This is a genomic window from Kitasatospora sp. NA04385 (genome assembly GCF_013364235.1).
Lineage (GTDB): Bacteria > Actinomycetota > Actinomycetes > Streptomycetales > Streptomycetaceae > Kitasatospora.
Map to the genome: position 1 here is coordinate 5,507,345 of NZ_CP054919.1, position 20,156 is coordinate 5,527,500.

Genomic DNA, 20,156 nt, shown 5'->3' on the forward strand with positions numbered 1-20,156 from the left:
GTGGCAGACTCAACCGAACCGACGGCACGAGCGCGTTGACACCCGCGGGGCGGGTCACACAGGGGAGACGGGGACGAGCATGGCATCACGCCGGGACGAGCTGAACGCCTACACCTTCGCCCGGAAGCGGATGGTGGGGGCCTTCCTGCAGCCGGGCGGCGGCGGCAACGACGAGGACGCCCCGCGTCCGCTGCGCGCGGTGCTGCCGAGCTTCGTGGTCGCCGCGGTGGTCGTCGCGGGCTTCGGGATGTGGGGCGTGCTGAAGCCGGCCGCGCCGCCGAACTGGGACAGCGGCAAGTTCGTCATCCAGGGCAAGTCCTCGACGACCCGCTACGTGATCCTGAACGACGGGCCCAACAAGGAGCCCACCCTGCACCAGGTGCTGAACATGTCCTCGGCCCGGCTGGTGCTGCCGGAGAACGCCACCGTGCAGACCGTCGCCGACGACGTGCTGGACAAGTACCCGCGGCGCGGCGCCACCATCGGCATCCCGTACGCCCCGGACAAGCTGCCCGCGAAGGGCGACGCCGGCGACGCCAAGACCTGGTCGGTCTGCGACAAGATGGGCAAGGACAACCTGCAGGCGACGGTCGGCCAGTCGGTGTTCATCGCCGCCGGGCCGGACAAGAAGACCCTGGCCGCCCCGGACAAGGTGCTCAACGACAACCAGATGCTGCTGGTCCAGGAGCCGCCGGTGAACAGCGGCAACGACGAGGGCTCGATCTACCTGGTCGACTCCAAGGGCGTCAAGCACGCCCTGGGCAAGCGGGACATGGCGGACAAGGACCGCAAGGACCTGCTGATGGCGCTGAGCGGCCCGGACGTCAAGCCGCAGCAGGTCACCAAGGAGTGGCTGGACACGCTGGCCAACGGCGACCTGGTGGAGTTCCCGCGGATCGACACCTTCCGCACCACCCGGAAGTCCGGCCCCTCCAAGCTGGGGCTGTCGAACCCGGACCAGAACCGGATCGGCCGGCTGCTGACCTTCCAGGGTGCGTACTACGCGGTCGGCGAGAACAAGCTGTACCAGATCACCGAGTTCCAGGCGCAGCTGATGCGCACCGACCCGCTGATGCAGGACGCCTACCCCGACGGCGGCGCGCCGACCATCGACGAGGTCGGCGCCGCCGACATCAGCAAGCTGGCGACCAAGACCGTCAAGGACATGATGTCGGCCTCCAAGGACCTGCCGGTCTACAAGCAGCAGGCGGTCAACGTCGGCGAGAAGGCCACCCGTTCGGTGGTCTGCTCCACCTTCGAGGGCGTCGACGACAAGGGCGGCATCAAGCGCTCGGTCTGGGCGCACACCGACTACCCGGCGCAGGTCACCTCCGGTTCGGTCAGCGCCCACGTGACGCCCGGCCACGGCCTGCTGTACCGCGCGGTGGAGGGCGACACGCTCGGCACCGACAGCCAGGCGGCCTCCTCCGGCAGCGACTTCCTGATCACCGACTCCGGCCTGCGCTACTCGCTGCCCGCCAACAGCGACGGCGGCGCCGCCGGCACGGCCACCGCCTCGCCCGAGCCGGGCAAGACCAACAGCACCAACGAGGCGCAGGCCCGGCTCGGCTACAAGGACGTGCTGCCGCCCCGGGTCCCGCTGGTCTGGTCCAAGCTGGTCCCGGCCGGTCCGGTGCTCAACACCAACTCCGCACTCCAGGCGCAGAACGCCTGACGGGCCGTCACCCCGGGTGCGGCGGTTCAGTGTCATGGTCTGGTAACTACCCGCTACCCGGTGTTGGGTGCACAGCAGTTGGCCGTTACAGTGCTTCAGAGCACCACACCAGTGGTGCCCGTACGGACGTTCGCCACAGGGGCGTCCGGACGTAGTCTGTCTCATGGGGGACGGTGGATCATGGCAGGTCAGTTCACGACGACCGCGGAGGAAATGACCGCCTTCGCGAACCGCATCGGCGAGGTCAACCAGCAGGTCCAGGGCGAGATCGGCCGTCTCAACACCCTGGTCTCCGAGGTCGGCAGCGGCTGGAAGGGCGCGGCCGCGACCGCGTACCAGCAGATGCAGGCGCAGTTCAACGACGACGCCAACGCGCTCAACAAGATCCTGGACGAGATCCGGCAGGCCATCGAGGCGACCACCAAGGCCTACTCGATGACCGAAGAGGAGCAGCGCGCTGCGGTCGGTGGCATCGGCTGACGCCGGTAGCTCGTACCACCCACCACACTGCGCCCTTCGCGGGCGCGCCGTGAATCCATCGAAGGGGAGAGATCAATGTCCGGCATTCTCGTCAATTTCCAGACCATCCAGAACGCGAGCTCCGAGGTCCGGCAGACCGCGGCCCGCATCCAGAGCCAGCTGGACGACCTGAAGGCGGGCGTGCAGCGCATCGCCGCGAGCTGGGAGGGTGCGGCCCAGCAGGGCTACCAGGCCCGGCAGTCCCAGTGGGACGCCAAGGCGGCGGACCTGCAGGACGTCCTCGGCCGGATCGCCGCCGCGCTGGACAACGCCGCGCAGAGCTACCAGCAGACCGAGAACCAGAACCAGGCCATCTGGGGCTGACCGCCGGTCGGCAGCACGGGGGAACCGGCACGGCAGTGCTCGACACGGGCGGGCGCCCTCAGGGCGCCCGCCCTTCGCGTGCCGCACGGGGCGGCACGGTGGACGGAACACGGGTGGAACGCAGTGAGGGGTGGAGCAGAGGTGTCGTCAGGATCGTTGCGCCGGGCCGGTGCGGTGCTGCTGGTGCTCGGGGTGGTCGGTTCGGTCGCCGCCGGCCCGGCCTGGGCCGAGCCCGTCCCCGCGGGCGGCGCCACCTCCCGGGCGGCGCTGGCGCTCGCCGCGGCGGGTGACTGCAACTTCCCGATCGAGCAGGACGTGGTGTCCAAGCCGTGGGCGCTGCAGCGGGTGTTCCTCACCGAGCTGTGGGGCGAGGGCCAGCAGGGCGGCAGGCCCAGCGCCTCCCCGAGCGGCGCCGCCCAGGGCGACGACCCGGACAACCGGACGGGCCGGAACGTCAAGGTCGCCGTCATCGACACCGGCGTGGACTCCGCCAACCCGCAGCTGGCCGGCAAGGTGGAGGCCGGGCGGGACTTCCTGGCCGAGAGCACCCCGGCCGACCAGCAGCGCCCGGAGGGCAACAGCCTCACCGACAAGGTCGGCCACGGCACCAAGGTGGCCGGCATCATCGCGGCCGCCCAGAAGCCGGGCATCGGCTTCGTCGGCCTGGCCAAGGACGCGACCATCCTGTCCATCCGGCAGAACGACGCCGAGGGCCACGGCAGCGTCCGGACCCTGGCCGACGCGATCAGCGAGGCGGTCGCCAAGGGCGCCAAGGTCATCAACATCTCGCAGGACGTCCGGATCGAGACCGACCCGAACCAGGCGCCGGCCGTGGACCTGGACCACCCGACGTTCCCGGACGCCCAGAGGCTCACCGATGCGCTGAAGCAGGCCGAACTGCACGACGTGGTGGTGGTCGCCTCCTCGGGCAACGACGGCGGCGAGGGCCCCACCTACCCGGCCGCCTACTCGTCGGTGCTCGCCGTGGGCGCCTCCGACCGGAACAACGAGCGGGCCTCGTTCTCCCAGTACGGCGACTTCGTGGACGTGGCCGCGCCCGGCGTCGACATGCTCTCCACCGTCCCCGGGCACGGCCAGTGCACCGACAACGGCACCAGCTTCTCCGCCCCGTACGTCGCGGGCCTGGCGGCCGTCCTCAAGGGCATGCACCCGGCCTGGAAGGCCCAGCAGATCCGCACGGTGATCGAGCAGACCGCGCAGCGCACCGAGCACGGCCCCAACAAGTACATCGGCTGGGGCGTGGTCGACCCGGTGAAGGCCGTGGAGTACACCACCGTGCCGGGCCAGTCCGAGTCTCCGCACCCGGACCCCTCGACCAAGCTGGACGCCGTGCCGCTGGTGGCCCAGCCGCTCGGGCTGGAGGAGACCCAGGCCGACCGGGACCGCCGCACCGGCACCTTCGCGCTGGGGATCGGCGCCCTGGTGGTGGCGGGGCTGGCCGGCGGCTCGGTCGTCGCCCGCGACATGGGCCGCCGCCGGAGCGGCCGCCACGGCTGACGCACCGCCCGCGTCCGCACCGGCCGGGGGCCGGCCCCGGGAAAGGGGCCGGCCCCCGACCGGTCTCGGGGACCGGGCGGGGGCCGACGCGGGAGCGGTCCGCGGGGGTCAGACGCGCTCGTCCTCGGGGAGGGTGATCACCCAGCGGGTGTCCGGGCGGGGCCGCAGGTAGAGCGCCCAGTACAGGCTGGCGGCGGCGGTGATGCCGAGCGTCCACCACAGCGCGGTCGGGTCGAGCTGGGTCAGGACGTACGCCAGGGCCACGATCACCAGGATCGGCAGCGCGGGCCACAGCGGCTGGCGCCAGGCCGGGGCGTCCCTGTGCTGACCGCGCCGGGAGAACAGCGCGCCGACGGCGACCAGCAGGTAGAGCGCGGCCACCGCGACGCCGGTGATGTTGGTCAGCAGGTCCTGGCCGACGAAGCAGAGCGCGGCGCCGGGGATGCCGACCGCCAGGGTGGAGATCCACGGGGCGCTGAACTTGTTGAGGGTGCCGAAGGCCCGGTTCACCGGCTCCGGCCAGGCCTTGTCGCGGCCGGAGGCGAACAGCACCCGGGAGTTCTGGATGACCATCACGATGCCGGCGTTGATGATCGCCAGCGCGATGCACAGGCTGATGAAGGTGCCGACGCCGCTGTTGCTCCAGCCGATCACCAGGGCGGAGATGTTGCCCTCGCTGAGCGCCTTCAGGTCGGGAGCGCCCACGGTGATCGCGGCGACCGGGATCAGGATGACGGCGGCGGACAGGCCCAGCGTCCACAGCACGGTGCGGGCGACGTTCTTGCGCGGGTTCTCCAGCTCCTCGGAGAGGTAGATCGCGGTGGAGAAGCCCTGGGTGACGAAGAGCGCGGTGCCCATCGCGGCCAGGATCGCGGCGAAGCCCACCCCGCCGGTGGCGCCGGTGGTGGCGTCGGCGACGGAGCCGTGCAGCAGGCTGCCCACGCCGCGCTCGGAGTGGCCGAAGCCGAGGAAGGCGACCACGGCGCAGGCGACGACCTCCAGCACCAGGAAGATGCCGGTGATCCAGGCGTTGGCCCGCAGGTCCAGCAGACCGGCCACGGTGGCCGCCAGCATCACCGCGGCGCCGGCCCACTTGGGGTCGAGGTGGATGATCGGTTCCAGGTAGTCGGCGGTGCCCATGGCGATCAGCGAGGGCACGATCATCACCACGATCAGCGACTGGATGAACACCAGCCAGCCGGTGAACTTGCCGGCCAGGGTGCCGACCATGGCGTACTCGCCGCCCGCGGAGGGCACCAGGGTGCCGAGCTCGGAGTAGCAGAACGCCACCGCGACGCAGATGACCGTACCGATCAGGATCGACATCAGGGTGAAGGTGCCGAGCGAGTTGAAGAGCTCCGGGACGATCACGAAGAGTGAGGATGCCGGTGTCACGCAGGAGAGCGTGAGCAGCGTGCCGCCCACGACGCCGAGCGATCGGGCGAGCTTCCTGGGGCTGCCCGCAGCGTCCTCCGTGACGGGGGAGGCTACCTGCGGGGGGAGCGTGTCGGTCATGGGGCATCCGATCCACTGAGCGGCGGTGTGGGGGTCGGGAGCGCTATCGCCTCCGAAGCACGGTCTCGCGGTCTGGGTTCTGCTTCGCTCCCGATTCGCCAGGTTGCCTGGGCCGATTGGTCCAGTCAACGCGGGATCGGCTGCGGATTCCGTTGTCGTAAGGCCGTTCTGCCTGCGGAACGCAGCTCCAAAGCGGGTGGGACGTATGTTTCCGTAGTGTCAACTCCGGTGAACTTCGCTTGAATCGAAGGTGAAGTGAGCTGGGCAACGCCGATTCCAAGGCGCTCCGCCGTGCCGCGCTGCTGGGCCGAAAACCGCCCCCGATCGGCCCGGAGGGGTACGGGAACCGAAGGAAAACCGCGAAAAACGGAAGATAACGTTATGACACCGTTCCAGGTCGGAAGTGCCGAAAGGGCCGGGCCCCTTCCGGAGCCCGGCCCTTTCGGTCACCGTGCGTGAGCGGCGTCCGCACTACACCTACACCTGCGTCGGCAGCCAGCCCGTCTGCACCGTCTGGCCCGCCTGGATCCGGCGGGAGACGAACACGCCGCGGCCCGGCGGCAGCGGCTGCGGCTTGACCGTGCCGAGCAGCGCGCCCTCGCCCTTGTCGCCGGAGAGCAGCAGGCCCTGGCCGCCCAGCTCGCGCATGCGCTGCATCACCGGCTCGAACAGCGAACGGCCGGCGCCGCCCGCGTTGCGGGCGATGATCAGACGCAGGCCGATGTCGCGCGCGAACGGCAGGAACTCCGCCAGCGGCGCCATCGGGTTGCCCGACTGGGTGGCGACCAGCTCGTAGTCGTCCACGATCACGAACATGTCCTTGCCGCTGTACCAGCTGCGGTTGCGCAGCTGCTCCGGCGTGACGTCCGGGCCGGGCAGGCGGCGCCCGCAGGCCCCGCGCAGCATCTCCACGATCGCCGACATGGCGGGCGCGGCGGCCGCGTACTCCACCAGGTACTCCGGCGGCACCACGCCGAGCAGCGAGCGGCGGAAGTCGCCGACCACGATGCCCGCCTGGTCCGGGGTGTACCGCTCGGTGATCTGCTTGATCAGCATCCGCAGCACCGCCGACTTGCCGGACTCGCTCTCGCCGAAGACGACGAACAGCGGGTCGGACTCGAAGTTGACGAACACCGGCGCCAGCTCGACCTCGTCGACGCCGAACGCCACGCCCAGCTCCGGGTGCTCGAAGCCCTTGGGCAGCGAGTGGCCGTCCAGCACCGGCGGCAGCATGCGCACCTGCGGGGCCCGCGGGCCCGACCAGGCGGCGTTGACCTGGGCGACCAGCCCGGCCACGCCGTCCACCAGGTCCGCGGTCTCGCTGGAGCCGTCGATCCGGGGCAGGCCGGACAGGAAGTGCAACTGGTCGGCGGTCAGGCCGCGGCCCGGGATCGGCGGGACGTTCGCGGCGACCTTGCGGCCGATCTCGGACTCCATCGAGTCGCCGAGCTTGAGCTCCACCCGGTTCTGCAGCTGGTCCTTCAGCGCCGGGCGCACCTCGGCGTAGCGGGCCGCGGTGATCACCACGTGCACGCCGTAGCCGAGGCCGCGCTGCACGATGTCGGCGATGACCGGCTCCAGGACCTCGAACTCCTGCTTGAAGGTCATCCAGCCGTCGACGAACAGGAACACGTCGCCGAACTGCTCGTCGGGCAGCTGCCCGGCGGCCCGGCGGGAGCGGTAGGTGGCGATGGTGTCGATGCCGGTCGCCCGGAACAGCTCCTCACGGCGGTTGAGCACGCCGTGCACCTCGCTGATCATGCGGCGGACCTTCTCGACGTCCAGACGGCCCGCGACGCCGCCGACGTGCGGCAGGTCGGCCAGCGAGCCGAAGCCGCCGCCGCCGAAGTCGAGCAGGTAGAACTGCGTCTCCACCGGCGTGTGGGTGACCGAGAAGCCGGCCACGATGGTGCGCACCATGGTGGACTTGCCCGAGCGCGGACCGCCCACGATCATGCCGTGGCCGGCGGCGCCCGAGTAGTCCAGGTACATCACGTCGCGGCGCTGGTCGCGCGGCTTGTCGACGATGCCGACCGGGACGACCAGGTTGCCCTGGCGGACGGCCGCCGGGGTCAGGCCGCGGTCCGGGCTGACCTGCAGCGGCTCCAGCAGGGTGTCCACGGACGGCGGGGCGTCCAGCGGGGGCAGCCACACCTGGTGGGCCGGCGGGCCCTGGCCGATCATCCGCTGCACGAACACGTCGAGCATGGTGTCCAGCAGCGCCTCGTCCTTCTCCTCCTCCTCGGGGAGTTCGGGGAGGATCTCCACCTCGGGCTCGACGACCTCGACCTCGGCGGCGGTGAACAGCACCGGCTGGGCGGTGACCACCCGGCCGCCGACCGCGCGCTGGGCGCCCGGCGCCCGGTACTTGCCGGAGACGTAGGCGGCGCGGAAGCGCTCCATCACGTCCGAGCCGAACTTGAGGTAGCCCACGCCGGGGATCGGCGGCAGGTGGTAGGCGTCCGGCACGCCGATCGCGGCCCGCGACTCGGCGGCCGAGAAGGTGCGCAGACCCAGGCGGTAGGAGAGGAAGGTGTCCAGGCCGCGGAGCTTGCCCTCCTCCAGCCGCTGCGAGGCCAGCAGCATGTGCATGCCGAGCGAACGGCCGATCCGGCCGATCTGGATGAACAGCTCGATGAAGTCCGGCTTCGCGGTGAGCAGCTCGGAGAACTCGTCGATGATCATCAGCAGCGAGGGCAGCGGGTCGAGCGGCGCGCCGGCCGCCCGGGCCCGCTCGTACTCGTTGATGTTCGCGTAGTTGCCCGCCGCGCGCAGCAGCTCCTGGCGGCGGTTCATCTCACCCTCGATCGCGTCGCGCATGCGGTCGATCAGGGTGGCTTCGCCCTCCAGGTTGGTGATCACGGCCGCGGTGTGCGGCATCTCCGCCATGCCGGCGAAGGTCGCACCGCCCTTGAAGTCCGCGAGGACCAGGTTCAGCACCTCGGAGGAGTGGGTGACCGCCAGCGCCAGCACGATGGTGCGCAGCACCTCGGACTTGCCGGAACCGGTCGCGCCGACGCACATGCCGTGCGGGCCCATGCCCTCCAGCGAGGCTTCCTTGATGTCCAGCCAGACGTACTCGCCGTTGCTGCCGACGCCCAGCGGGACGCGCAGCTTCTCGCGGATCGGCTTGGGACGCCAGTGCCGGGTCGGGTCGAAGGAGCCCGGGTCGCCGGTGTGCATCATCTCGGTGAAGTCCATCGACACCAGCGACGGGTCGCTGTCGTCGCCGCCCGCGGACGCCCGGAACGGCGCCAGCTGCCGCGCCAGCGCCTCCGACTGCCAGGCCGACAGGGTGTCCGGGGTGCCCGGGTAGCTCGCCCCGGACGCCGCCTCCAGCAGCAGCTCGTTCTTGCCGACGGTGATCACCAGGTGGCCGTTCGGCTCGTCCAGGTCACCCGGGACGACCTCGATCACGGTGACGCCCTGGACGCCCTCCGCCCCGGCGATCACCGAGTCGACCGGCACCGAGGCGCCGTCCATGATGACCACCAGGTGCGGCTGGTCCGGGGTCGGCGTGCTGTCCCGGGAGAAGCCCTTGCGGCCGGCCAGCTCGCCCGCCAGCAGCTCCTCCAGCTCACCGAGGCCGGAGGCGATCAGGCGGCGCGAGCCGGCCCCGTCGCTCTCCTTGCGGTGCTGGGTGTGCGGCAGCCACTTCGCCCACTCCCACTCCTCCACCGCGCCCGGCGCGGCGGCCACCCCGATCATCAGGTCCTCGGGGGAGTGCAGGGTCGCCAACTGGGCCACCATCGCCCGCACGTTGCCGTACACCGAGTCCGGGTCGCCGCACACCGTGATGTGGTAGAACGCCCGCAGCGAGACCGCCAGCGGCAGGTCCTGCAGGGTGCCGTGGGTCTTGATGAAGGTGCCCATCGCCTCCGCGGCGAGCGGCTCCAACTCGTCCATCGGCGCGGTCTGCGGCGCCACCAGCGGCGTCGACAGCTGCAGCGGGCCGAGGCCGACCCGGATCTGCGCGAAGTCCGCGTCGGTCGGCCGGCGCTCCCACAGCCGGCGGCCCTCGGCCACCACCGACCACAGCTGGTCCGGCTCCGGGTGGGTGAACAGCAGCGCACCGCGCTGCCGCTCGGCCGTGCGACGCACCTCGCGGCGCTTCTGCTGGAGGTACTTCAGGTAGTCGCGGCGCTCGTCCGAGGTCGCCGCGCTGCCGCCCTTGCGGGCCTTGACGATCTGCATCACCGCCATCGCGGCGGTCGAGGCGATCATCAGCACGCCCATCATCTTCATCGGGCCCTGGCCGCCCTGGAACATGAAGGCCGCGCTGCCGCCCATGCCGAGCATCGGCATCAGCGTCATCAGCCAGTCCTCGCCGCCGCCGCGCGGCAGCTCGGGCGGCGGAACCAGCTCGACCGGCTCCTCCGACACCGCCGGCGGGAACGCCCGCGGCGGGCGCTTCACCGTCACCGTGCTCATGCCGCCACCTCGCCGGCGCTCGGCGGGCGCTTCGCGCACGCGCACCTCTCGATGATGAACTCGCTCCGCTCGTTCATGCCGTCACCCCGTCCCGGGCGGCAGCCGCAGAGCGCGGCTCCCCGTTCTCAACGACGCGCCCTTCCAGGGCACTTGACAGGGGGCGCCCCCATCGCTCGCTCACAATCCGCCCTCACGCATCTGGATACGTACGGTGAGGGCGCCCCGTGTGATGACGCCGCCCCCGCTCCGCCGAACCGCAGGCGCGCGGGGCTGTCGCGTCTTCGACCGCCGCCCCCGTACGCCGTGCGCAGGGGCCGATCCTACTGCGCACGCCAAGCCGTTCGTCCACGGGGTCGGACCGGCCCCCCACCGGGGACTGACCCGCAGTCAAGGCCGCGCCGGGGCCGCCGGGCCCGGGGCGCCGACACCCCGCGTACACCACCCTTCCGGCGAAGGGTAAGGTGTCGCCGCACCAACTCTCGTTCGGACCGTGACAGTTCCGGAACCGCTGCGACGATTGGTCAGCAGACTTGCCGACACAGCCAACGAGGGGGAGAGGGCCGGTGAGCAACAACGCAACGACCGGTTTCTGCCGGGTCACCGTGGTGGCACCGGACAGCCGGATCGACGTCGCCCTGCCGGAGGACGTCCCGCTCGCGGACATCTACCCGGAAGTGCTCAGGCTCTCCGGGCAGACCCAGGTGGACGGGACGCCCACCGGGTTCCACCTGGTCCGACGGGACGGCACCGTGCTGGACAGCGGCCTGCCGCTGGCCGCCCAGCAGGTCCGCGACGGGGACCTGCTGAGCCTGCGCCCGTTCGCCGAGTCGCTGCCGCCCGCGGTGTACGACGACGTCGCCGACGCCATCGCCTCCGCCGTCGAGGCCGACCGCCGGTTCTGGAGCCCCGACCTGATGCGGGCCTTCGGCCTGGTCGCCGGCACCGTCCTGCTCGCGCTGCTCGCCTTCGCGCTGTGGTTCTCCGACCTGCGGCACGACATGTTCGGCCTGCCCGGCATCCTCTCCGGCGTCACCGCGATCGTCCTGGTGACCTTCGCCGGCGTGCGCGCCCGGGTCTACGCCGACCACACCGCCGCCCTCGCCCTCGGCCTGGGCGCGCTGCCGCACGCCATGCTGGCCGGCTCCGGCATCATCCAGGTCCCGGACGGCTCCGGCCCCGGCCGGCTGCAGTTCCTGGTCGGCTGCGTCACCGTGCTGGTGGTCTCCGTCCTGCTGGTCGGCCTGCTGCCGGAGCGGGACTCGGCGTTCGTCGCCTCCTCCTTCCTCGCCGCCGCCGGCACCCTGGCCACCTTCGCCGCCGTCCTGATGTCCGGCACCGCGATCACCGACATCGCCTCCGTCACCGGCGTCGCCGGCGTCGCCGCGATCGGCTTCCTGCCCGCGCTGTCCGCCCGCTTCGCCCGCCTGCCCGTCGGCTTCAGCGCCCCCGGCCAGACCCGCACCCGCGGCAGCGCCTACGGCGAGGAGGCCAACAGCGCCGAGACCGTCCAGTACGAGCGGATCGCCGCCCAGGCCCGCCGCGGCCACGAGGTGCTGGTCGGCCTGGTCGGCGGCGCCTCCGCCACCATCGTCGGCGCCTGCGCCGTGCTCGGCTTCAGCGACCGCACCTGGGCCGAACTGCTGGCCCTGGCCATCGGCATCTCGACCATGCTGCGCGCCCGGCTGTTCCGCTACACCGCGCAGGTGTTCGCGCTCACCATCTCCGGCCTGGCCGCGCTGTCCCTGCTGGTCCTCGGCCTGGCCCTGCACACCCCGCTGCACCTGCTGATGGCCAAGCTCACCAACGAGGGCGGCGGCGACCTGCGCACCGTGTGGCTGTCCGCGTCCATCGCGGCCGGCGCCGCGGTGATGACCGCCATCGCGCTGATCGTCCCCCGCTCCGGGGTGTCCCCGTTCTGGGGCCGCATCCTGGACATGGTCGACAGCCTGCTGCTGCTCTCGCTCGTCCCGCTCGCGCTCGCCGTCCTCGACGTCTACAACGTGGTGCGCGGCGCGACCGGCTGAGCCGCGCTGGTATCGTTGGTCCGTCCGAGTCTTGTCAGGCCCTGTGCTTCCTACCAGGACCGCTCGGCCACACCCCGAAGGAGATGCCCGTGGCCCTCGCCGCTGACGTCAAGAAGCAGATCATCGCCGAGTTCGGCCAGAAGGAGGGCGACACCGGCTCCCCCGAGGTCCAGGTGGCCATGCTCTCCCGCCGGATCTCGGACCTGACCGAGCACCTCAAGTTCCACAAGCACGACCACCACTCGCGCCGCGGCCTGCTGATCCTGGTCGGCCAGCGCCGCCGCCTGCTGCAGTACCTGGCCAAGAAGGACATCGAGCGCTTCCGTACCCTGGTGGACCGCCTCGGCATCCGCCGCGGTGCCGCCGGCGGCGCCCGCTGACACCGCTCGCAGGGGCGGCTCCCCTCTCCGGGGGAGCCGCCCCTCGGCGCATTCCGCGCCACCCCGCGACCACGCCCCGCGACGAAGCCGCCCGCGACAAAGCCGCGCTCGGTAGGGTGTGAATTTGTAAGGTAAAGGGCATGTCCGCCCTAGCGGGCCGAATCAAGGCCTCCAACGGAGGCCGCCCGCACCCCGCAGGAGCGTCCGCACGCCGACCGCCGCACGCCGAAAGGCGCCGGTCCTCGGTAGTGGCCGCCGGGAACCCCGACACGAGGGTCCGACCCGGTGGCTTCGATCGAAGACCGGCCCAGCTGCCCGGGCCACGGCAGGCAAGCGCAGGGACGCTCCTGGGAGACGTACGAAAGAGGAGATCTTCCAGGTGGAAGAGAACGTTTTCTACGCCGAGGCCGTCATCGACAACGGCAGCTTCGGTACCCGCACCATCCGCTTCGAGACCGGCCGCCTGGCCCGTCAGGCCGCCGGCTCCGCCGTGGCCTACCTGGACGACGACACCATGGTGCTGTCGGCCACCAGCGCCTCGAAGCAGCCCAAGGAGCACTTCGACTTCTTCCCCCTCACGGTGGACGTCGAGGAGCGGATGTACGCCGCCGGCCGCATCCCCGGCTCGTTCTTCCGTCGCGAGGGCCGCCCCTCCGAGGACGCGATCCTGACCTGTCGCCTGATCGACCGCCCGCTGCGCCCGTCCTTCGTCAAGGGCCTGCGCAACGAGATCCAGGTCGTCGTGACGGTCATGGCGCTCAACCCCGACCATCTGTACGACGTGGTGGCCATCAACGCGGCCTCCGCCTCCACCCAGCTGGCCGGCCTGCCGTTCTCCGGCCCGATCGGCGGCGTCCGCGTCGCGCTGATCAACGGCCAGTGGGTGGCCTTCCCGACCCACTCCGAGCTGGAGTCGGCCGTCTTCGACATGGTCGTGGCCGGCCGCGTCCTGCCGGACGGCGACGTCGCGATCATGATGGTCGAGGCCGAGGCCACCGACAAGACCATCAAGCTGGTCGAGGGCGGCGCCGACGCGCCCACCGAGGAGGTCGTCGCCGCCGGTCTGGAGGCCGCGAAGCCCTTCATCAAGGTGCTCTGCGCCGCGCAGTCCCAGCTCGCCAAGCAGGCCGCCAAGCCGACCGGCGAGTTCCCGCGCTTCCTGGAGTACCAGGACGACGTGCTGGCCGCGCTGACCTCCGCCGTCAAGGACGAGCTCGCCAAGGCGCTCACCATCGCCGGCAAGCAGGAGCGCCAGAACGAGCTGGACCGCATCAAGGGCGTCGCCGCCGACAAGCTGCTCCCGGAGTTCGAGGGCCGCGAGAAGGAGATCAGCGCCGCCTACAACGCGCTGACCAAGAAGATCGTCCGCGAGCGCGTCATCAAGGACAAGGTCCGCATCGACGGCCGCGGCGTCACCGACATCCGCACCCTGGCCGCCGAGGTCGAGGCCATCCCGCGGGTGCACGGCTCGGCCCTGTTCGAGCGCGGCGAGACCCAGATCCTGGGCGTCACCACGCTGAACATGCTGCGCATGGAGCAGCAGCTCGACACGCTCTCCCCGGAGACCCGTCGCCGCTACATGCACAACTACAACTTCCCGCCGTACTCGGTCGGCGAGACCGGCCGCGTGGGCTCGCCCAAGCGCCGCGAGATCGGCCACGGCGCCCTCGCCGAGCGGGCGATCCTCCCGGTCCTGCCGACCCGCGAGGAGTTCCCCTACGCGATCCGCCAGGTCTCCGAGGCGCTCGGCTCCAACGGCTCGACCTCGATGGGCTCGGTCTGCGCGTCCACCATGTCGCTGCTGAACGCCGGCGTGCCGCTGAAGGCCCCGGTCGCGGGCATCGCGATGGGCCTGATCTCGCAGGAGATCAACGGTGAGACCCACTACGTGACCCTCACCGACATCCTCGGCGCCGAGGACGCGTACGGCGACATGGACTTCAAGGTCGCCGGCACCCGGAACTTCATCACCGCGCTGCAGCTCGACACCAAGCTCGACGGCATCCCGGCCTCCGTGCTGGCCGCCGCGCTGAAGCAGGCCAAGGACGCCCGCCTGCACATCCTCGACGTCATGAACGAGGCCATCGACGCGCCCGACGAGATGTCCCCGAACGCGCCGCGGATCATCACCATCAAGATCCCGGTGGACAAGATCGGCGAGGTCATCGGCCCCAAGGGCAAGATGATCAACCAGATCCAGGAGGACACCGGCGCCGAGATCACCATCGAGGACGACGGCACCATCTACATCGGTGCCGCCGACGGCCCGGCCGCCGAGGCCGCCCGCTCGACGATCAACCAGATCGCCAACCCGACCATGCCGGAGGTCGGCGAGCGCTACCTGGGCACCGTGGTGAAGACCACCACCTTCGGCGCCTTCGTCTCGCTCATGCCGGGCAAGGACGGCCTGCTGCACATCTCGCAGATCCGCAAGCTGGCCGGCGGCAAGCGCGTCGAGAACGTCGAGGACGTGCTCGGCGTCGGCACCAAGGTGCAGGTCGAGATCGCCGAGATCGACCCGCGCGGCAAGCTGTCGCTGATCCCGGTCGTCGAGGGCGAGGAGGGCGGCGAGGCCGCCGCCTCCGAGTGACGACCCCGTAGCACCCGCGGCCCGCACGCCCTTCCCGGCGCGTGCGGGCCGCACCCTGTTCGTGAAGTCCTGTTCGTGAAGTCCTGTTCGTGCAGCAGCAGTTGGAAGGAACACCCGTGGCCCAGGCCTCGGCGGCGAAGCAGCGCCCCGGAACCACCCGGACCCTGCTCAAGGGCACCGACGGCGCGGGCACCGTCCGCCGCACGGTGCTCCCCGGCGGCCTGCGGGTCGTCACCGAGACGCTCCCGACGGTGCGCAGCGCGACCTTCGGCATCTGGGTCGGCGTCGGCTCCCGCGACGAGACGCCCGTCCTCAACGGTGCCACCCACTACCTGGAGCACCTGCTCTTCAAGGGCACCGACCGGCGCGACGCGCTGGAGATCTCCGCCGCGCTGGACGCGGTCGGCGGCGAGATGAACGCCTTCACCGCCAAGGAGAACACCTGCTACTACGCGCGGGTCCTGGACACCGACCTGCCGCTCGCCATCGACGTGGTCTGCGACATGCTGACCGGCTCGCTGATCCGCCCCGAGGACGTCGAGTCCGAACGCGGCGTCATCCTCGAGGAGATGGCGATGGCGGAGGACGACCCGGGCGACGTGGTGCACGACCTGTTCGCCAAGGTGATCTTCGGGGACGGCCCGCTCGGCCGCCCCATCCTCGGCACCCAGGAGACCGTCACCGGGCTCACCCGGGACCAGATCGCCGGCTTCTACCAGCGCCGCTACAAGCCGGAGAACCTGGTGGTCGCCGCGGCCGGCAACCTCGACCACGCCAAGGTGGTCAAGCTGGTCGAGCGGGCCTTCGCCCCCGTCCTGGCCAAGTCCAAGGGCCACCCCGCCGAGGTCCGCCGCGGCGTCAAGGCCGTCCGCACCGCCGGCCGGGCCGCCGTCCTCAACCGCCCCACCGAGCAGGCCCACCTGGTCCTCGGCGTCCCCGGCGTGCCGCGCCACGACGAGCGCCGCTGGGCGATCGGCGTGCTCAACGCGGCCCTCGGCGGCGGGATGAGCTCCCGGCTGTTCCAGGAGGTCCGGGAGAAGCGCGGCCTGGCGTACTCCGTCTACTCGTACTCCTCCTCGTACGCCGACACCGGCCTGTTCGGCATCTACGCCGGCTGCCAGCCCAAGCGGGTCGAGGAGGTGCTGAAGATCTGCCGCGCCGAACTCGCCCGGGTGGTCGAGGAGGGCATCACCGAGGAGGAGCTGCGCCGCGCCATCGGCCAGATCTCCGGTTCCACCGTGCTCGGCATGGAGGACACCGGCTCGCTGATGAACCGGATCGGCAAGGCCGAACTCGCCTACGGCCACCACCTGTCGGTGGACGAGATGCTCGGGAAGATCGCCGCGGTCACCCTGGACGACGTGCACGCCGTCGCCCGTGATGTGCTGGGGGCGCACCGCCCCTCGCTCGCCCTGATCGGCCCGATCACCGACCGGCGGGCCGCCAAGCTCGCCGACCTGCTGGTCTGACCGACCGGCCTGAGAGGAAGACTGACATGACGCTGCGCGTCGCCGTGATCGGCGCCAAGGGCCGGATCGGTTCGGAGGCCGTCAAGGCCGTCGAGGCCGCCGGGGACATGGAGCTGGTGGCAGCCCTCGGCCGCGGCTCCGAGCTGACCGAACTCACCGAGGCCCGGGTCGACGTCGCCGTCGAACTCACCCACCCCGACTCGGTGATGGCCAACCTCGACTACTGCCTCACCAACGGCATCCACGTGGTCACCGGCACCACCGGCTGGACCGAGGCGCGCCTGGAGACCGTCCGCGGCCTGCTCGCGAAGGCCCCCGGGCTCGGCCTGCTGATCGCCCCGAACTTCTCCATCGGGGCGATCCTCGGGATGAAGTTCGCGCAGACCGCCGCCCGGTACTTCGAGTCCGTCGAGGTGATCGAGCTCCACCACGACAACAAGGCCGACGCCCCCTCCGGCACCGCCACCCGCACCGCCCAGCTGATCGCCGCCGCCCGCGCCGAGGCCGGCCGGCCCCCGCAGCAGGACCCGACCACCCACGGCCTGCCCGGCGCCCGCGGCGCCGACGTGGACGGCGTCCCCGTGCACGCGGTGCGGCTGCGCGGCCTGCTGGCGCACCAGCAGGTGATGTTCGGCGACACCGGCGAGACGCTCACCCTCCGGCACGACTCCACGCACCACAGCAGCTTCATGCCCGGCATCCTGCTCGGCGCGCGGAAGATCGCCGACCACCCGGGCCTCACCTTCGGCCTGGAACACTTCCTGGACCTGTGACATGACCTCCCGCACCGGATTCTTCGTCCTCGCCGGCGTCCTGCTGCTGGTCAGCCTGATCTGCATCGGCGAGGGCGTCCAACTGGTCGCCACCGGGAAGCCGCTGGGCGTCGGCATCGGCGCGTGCGCCTTCGTCATCCCGATGATCGGCGTCTGGTTCCTCGCCCAGACCGTCCGCTTCGGCCGCGCCAGCGAGCGGCTCGCCCGCGAGCTGGAGGCCGAGGGCGGCCTGCCCGTCGACGAGTTGAAGCGCAGCAGCGGCGGCCGGATCGACCGCGCCTCCGCCGACGCGGTGTTCACCCGCCGCAAGGCCGAGGCCGAGGCCGCCCCGGCCGACTGGCGCAACTTCTTCCGGCTGGCGGTCGCCTACGCGGACGCGGGCGACGTGCCGCGCGCCCGCAAGGCCATGCAGCACGCCATCAAGCTGCACGATGCCGGGGCTCCGGCCGCCCGACCGTAGACTGACCCGGACCCCTCCCAGACCCCCCCAGGACGTTCTCCCATGCGCGCAGTCGAACCCCAGGTCCACCTCATCGCCCGCCCCGAACTCGACTACGACGAGGTCGCCGCCTACCTCCAGGACGTCGGCGGCGAGAGCTGGCTGGAGCGGGTCGACCGCGGCGACCTGGACGACGCCCAGAACCTGGCCGAGTTCGCCGGCCGGATCTGCTACCGCTCCTGGAAGCCGGGCCTCAACCCGAACGTCACCAAGGTCCGCACCGACCAGGACGTCTACCTGAAGAACATCCTGGCCAGCGCGCACGGTTCGGTGCTGGAGCACGTCTCCTTCTCCTTCGTGCTGCACAACGTCAGCCGGGTGGTCACCCACGAGCTGGTCCGGCACCGGGCCGGCGTCGCGGTCTCCCAGGAGTCGCTGCGCTTCGTCCGCCTCGACGACATCCCGTTCTGGTTCCCCGAGTGGGCGAAGCAGGACGAGGCGCTGATGGCCCGGGCCACCGGCCTGATGAAGGAGATCGAGGAGTTCCAGCACTGGATGGCCGACCACTTCGGGCTGGACGAGGAGGGCGTGCCCTTCCACGAGAAGAAGGAGAAGACCTCCTTCATGCGCCGCTTCGCCCCCGAGGGCCTGGCCACCGGCCTGGTCTGGTCGGCCAACGTCCGCACCCTGCGGCACGTGATCGAGAACCGCACCGCGCCGGGCGCCGAGGAGGAGATCCGGCTGCTGTTCGGCAAGATCGGCGAGCTGATGGTCAAGGAGGCCCCCGCGCTGTTCGGCGACTACACCGTCGAGGACGGCGCCTGGGTCCCGGGCTGGCGCAAGGTCTGACGGCGGGTCCGCCGGCCGTCCCCGCCGCCCTCACCCGTGCGGCCTTCGGCCGGGGGCGCCCGGCCGCCCGCTGACCTGCGCCGACGGGCAGATGGGCGGACCGTCCGGCATGTCTGGATTGCGGCTTTCTCGGGCGCTCCATACGCTCAGGACACGGATTCCGGTGCTGCGTGAACCCCCGAGCGCGCAGCACCGGAATCCCATGTCCGGCCCGGGTTCCGGCGCCCTCCCGACACCCCGGACTGTCCAAACCCTGGACCTGCGTCGCTACCGACCACCGCCCTACGAGTAGCTTTGGACCCATGGCTCCGACCTCCACACCGCAGACGCCCTTCGGCCGGGTCCTGACCGCGATGGTCACCCCGTTCACCCCCGAAGGCGCCCTCGACCTCGACGGCGCCCAGCGCCTCGCCGCCCACCTGGTGGACTCCGGCAACGACGGCCTGGTGCTCAACGGCACCACCGGCGAATCGCCCACCACCACCGACGCGGAGAAGGCCCAGCTGGTACGGGCCGTGGTCGAGGCGGTCGGGGACCGCGCCCACATCGTCAGCGGCGTCGGCACCAACGACACCCACCACAGCGTCGAGCTCGCCCGCCAGGCCCGGGCCGCCGGCGCGCACGGCCTGCTGGCCGTCACCCCCTACTACAGCAAGCCCCCGCAGGAGGGCCTGTACCGGCACAACGTCGCCATCGCCGACGCCACCGACCTGCCGGTCATGCTGTACGACATCCCCGGCCGGTCCGGCGTCGCCCTGGAGACCGACACCCTGGTCCGCCTCGGCGAGCACCCCCGGATCGTCGCCAACAAGGACGCCAAGGGCGACGTCGCCGCCGCCGCCCACGCCATCGCCCGCTCCGGCCTCGCCTGGTACTCCGGGGACGACGTGCTCACCCTGCCGCTGCTCTCGGTCGGAGCCGTGGGCGTGGTCAGCGTGGTCGGCCACGTCGTCGCCGCCGAGATGCGCACCATGATCGAGGCCTTCACGGCCGGCGACACCGCCAAGGCGCTCGCCGTCCACCAGTCCCTGCTGCCGGTCTACGCCGGAATGTTCCGCACCCAGGGAGTGATCCTCTCCAAGGCTGCGTTGAACCTGCAGGGACACCCGGCCGGCCCGCTCCGGCTGCCCCTGGTCCCCGCCACGGACGCGGAGACCGCCCGGTTGAAGGAGGATCTCGCCGCCGGCGGGGTACACCTGTAACCAACAACAGACGTGCGCGTCCCCGGCTCGCCGGATCCACCCGGGTCCGCCGCTGGACCGGGACCGAAGGCGCGCGGCACATCGGCAGTCAGGTAACCACGATGGACGCACGCCATATGCGACCGGGGGAGGAACCCCCCGGGCATATGGCGTGCGTCGTGAGGAGAGTCTTTTGAGCCACCCGCACCCCGAACTCGGCGCGCCCCCCGCACTCAAGGAAGGCGCCCTCCGCATCACCCCGCTCGGCGGTCTCGGCGAGATCGGCCGCAACATGACGGTCCTCGAGTACGGCGACCGGATCCTGATCGTCGACTGCGGCGTGCTCTTCCCCGAGGACGAGCAGCCCGGCGTCGACCTGATCCTCCCCGACTTCAGCTACATCCGGGACCGCCTCGACAAGGTCGACGGCATCGTCCTGACCCACGGCCACGAGGACCACATCGGTGCC

15 protein-coding genes (1 of these 15 cut by a window edge) are annotated in these 20,156 nt (G+C 71.4%); 13 read left to right on the top strand and 2 right to left on the bottom strand.

Annotated features, from left to right (window positions below; genetic code table 11):
• Window positions 1-79: 79 nt before the first annotated feature.
• From eccB to mycP, 4 genes are all read left to right on the top strand, one after another.
• Window positions 80-1,675, top strand: coding sequence for a type VII secretion protein EccB (gene eccB, locus HUT16_RS24610; RefSeq protein WP_176190239.1), 1,596 nt, complete (start codon window positions 80-82; stop codon window positions 1,673-1,675).
• Window positions 1,676-1,855: 180 nt separating this feature from the next.
• Window positions 1,856-2,155: a WXG100 family type VII secretion target gene (locus HUT16_RS24615; RefSeq protein ID WP_176190240.1), complete on the top strand. Its 300-nt coding sequence runs from the start codon at window positions 1,856-1,858 to the stop codon at window positions 2,153-2,155.
• 75 nt (window positions 2,156-2,230) lie between these two features.
• A complete protein-coding gene (locus HUT16_RS24620) occupies window positions 2,231-2,518 on the top strand; it encodes a WXG100 family type VII secretion target (RefSeq protein ID WP_176190241.1) in 288 nt (95 codons plus the stop codon).
• Between the two features lie 141 nt (window positions 2,519-2,659).
• Window positions 2,660-4,036, top strand: a complete 1,377-nt coding sequence (gene mycP, locus HUT16_RS24625) for a type VII secretion-associated serine protease mycosin (protein ID WP_176190242.1) — start codon at window positions 2,660-2,662, stop codon at window positions 4,034-4,036.
• A gap of 108 nt (window positions 4,037-4,144) precedes the next feature.
• On the opposite strand, the gene HUT16_RS24630 is transcribed toward mycP, so the two are convergent.
• On the bottom strand, window positions 4,145-5,551 hold the full coding sequence (locus HUT16_RS24630; protein WP_176190243.1) for an APC family permease: 1,407 nt from the start codon (window positions 5,549-5,551) through the stop codon (window positions 4,145-4,147).
• Window positions 5,552-6,028: 477 nt separating this feature from the next.
• Window positions 6,029-9,982, bottom strand: a complete 3,954-nt coding sequence (eccCa, locus tag HUT16_RS24635; protein WP_176190244.1) for a type VII secretion protein EccCa — start codon at window positions 9,980-9,982, stop codon at window positions 6,029-6,031.
• Between the two features lie 563 nt (window positions 9,983-10,545).
• Here eccCa and eccD point away from each other — a divergent pair.
• From eccD to HUT16_RS24680, 9 genes are all read left to right on the top strand, one after another.
• On the top strand, window positions 10,546-12,006 hold the full coding sequence (gene eccD / locus HUT16_RS24640; protein ID WP_176190245.1) for a type VII secretion integral membrane protein EccD: 1,461 nt from the start codon (window positions 10,546-10,548) through the stop codon (window positions 12,004-12,006).
• 89 nt (window positions 12,007-12,095) lie between these two features.
• Window positions 12,096-12,386 (top strand): 30S ribosomal protein S15, encoded by a 291-nt coding sequence (gene rpsO, locus HUT16_RS24645; protein WP_030462697.1) that lies wholly within the window; start codon window positions 12,096-12,098, stop codon window positions 12,384-12,386.
• Window positions 12,387-12,765: 379 nt separating this feature from the next.
• Window positions 12,766-14,976, top strand: a complete 2,211-nt coding sequence (locus HUT16_RS24650) for a polyribonucleotide nucleotidyltransferase (protein WP_176190246.1) — start codon at window positions 12,766-12,768, stop codon at window positions 14,974-14,976.
• A 116-nt stretch (window positions 14,977-15,092) separates the two neighbouring features.
• The gene (locus HUT16_RS24655; protein ID WP_254897972.1) at window positions 15,093-16,445 is read left to right on the top strand and encodes a pitrilysin family protein; all 1,353 of its coding nucleotides are present in this window, start codon (window positions 15,093-15,095) and stop codon (window positions 16,443-16,445) included.
• 26 nt (window positions 16,446-16,471) lie between these two features.
• On the top strand, window positions 16,472-17,218 hold the full coding sequence (dapB, locus tag HUT16_RS24660; protein WP_176190248.1) for a 4-hydroxy-tetrahydrodipicolinate reductase: 747 nt from the start codon (window positions 16,472-16,474) through the stop codon (window positions 17,216-17,218).
• 1 nt (window position 17,219) lies between these two features.
• Window positions 17,220-17,678, top strand: a complete 459-nt coding sequence (locus tag HUT16_RS24665) for a hypothetical protein (RefSeq protein WP_176190249.1) — start codon at window positions 17,220-17,222, stop codon at window positions 17,676-17,678.
• A gap of 42 nt (window positions 17,679-17,720) precedes the next feature.
• A complete protein-coding gene (gene thyX / locus HUT16_RS24670; protein ID WP_176190250.1) occupies window positions 17,721-18,506 on the top strand; it encodes an FAD-dependent thymidylate synthase in 786 nt (261 codons plus the stop codon).
• Window positions 18,507-18,808: 302 nt separating this feature from the next.
• Window positions 18,809-19,708, top strand: coding sequence for a 4-hydroxy-tetrahydrodipicolinate synthase (dapA, locus tag HUT16_RS24675; RefSeq protein ID WP_176190251.1), 900 nt, complete (start codon window positions 18,809-18,811; stop codon window positions 19,706-19,708).
• Window positions 19,709-19,880: 172 nt separating this feature from the next.
• A protein-coding gene (locus HUT16_RS24680; RefSeq protein WP_176190252.1) for a ribonuclease J crosses the window boundary here: on the top strand, window positions 19,881-20,156 show its 5' end (the start). 1,410 nt of this gene lie beyond the right edge of the window; 276 of the gene's 1,686 nt are visible here — the first part of the coding sequence; the start codon lies at window positions 19,881-19,883; the stop codon falls past the right edge of the window.

What these genes read in the sequence shown, in the direction of transcription:
- eccB (WP_176190239.1), top strand. Translation starts at nt 80, where the DNA reads ATGGCATCACGCCGGGACGAGCTGAACGCCTACACCTTCGCCCGGAAG.
- HUT16_RS24630 (WP_176190243.1), bottom strand. Translation starts at nt 5,551, where the DNA reads ATGACCGACACGCTCCCCCCGCAGGTAGCCTCCCCCGTCACGGAGGAC.
- eccCa (WP_176190244.1), bottom strand. Translation starts at nt 9,982, where the DNA reads ATGAGCACGGTGACGGTGAAGCGCCCGCCGCGGGCGTTCCCGCCGGCG.
- dapA (WP_176190251.1), top strand. Translation starts at nt 18,809, where the DNA reads ATGGCTCCGACCTCCACACCGCAGACGCCCTTCGGCCGGGTCCTGACC.
- HUT16_RS24665 (WP_176190249.1), top strand. Translation starts at nt 17,220, where the DNA reads ATGACCTCCCGCACCGGATTCTTCGTCCTCGCCGGCGTCCTGCTGCTG.
- thyX (WP_176190250.1), top strand. Translation starts at nt 17,721, where the DNA reads ATGCGCGCAGTCGAACCCCAGGTCCACCTCATCGCCCGCCCCGAACTC.
- dapB (WP_176190248.1), top strand. Translation starts at nt 16,472, where the DNA reads ATGACGCTGCGCGTCGCCGTGATCGGCGCCAAGGGCCGGATCGGTTCG.
- HUT16_RS24615 (WP_176190240.1), top strand. Translation starts at nt 1,856, where the DNA reads ATGGCAGGTCAGTTCACGACGACCGCGGAGGAAATGACCGCCTTCGCG.
- HUT16_RS24620 (WP_176190241.1), top strand. Translation starts at nt 2,231, where the DNA reads ATGTCCGGCATTCTCGTCAATTTCCAGACCATCCAGAACGCGAGCTCC.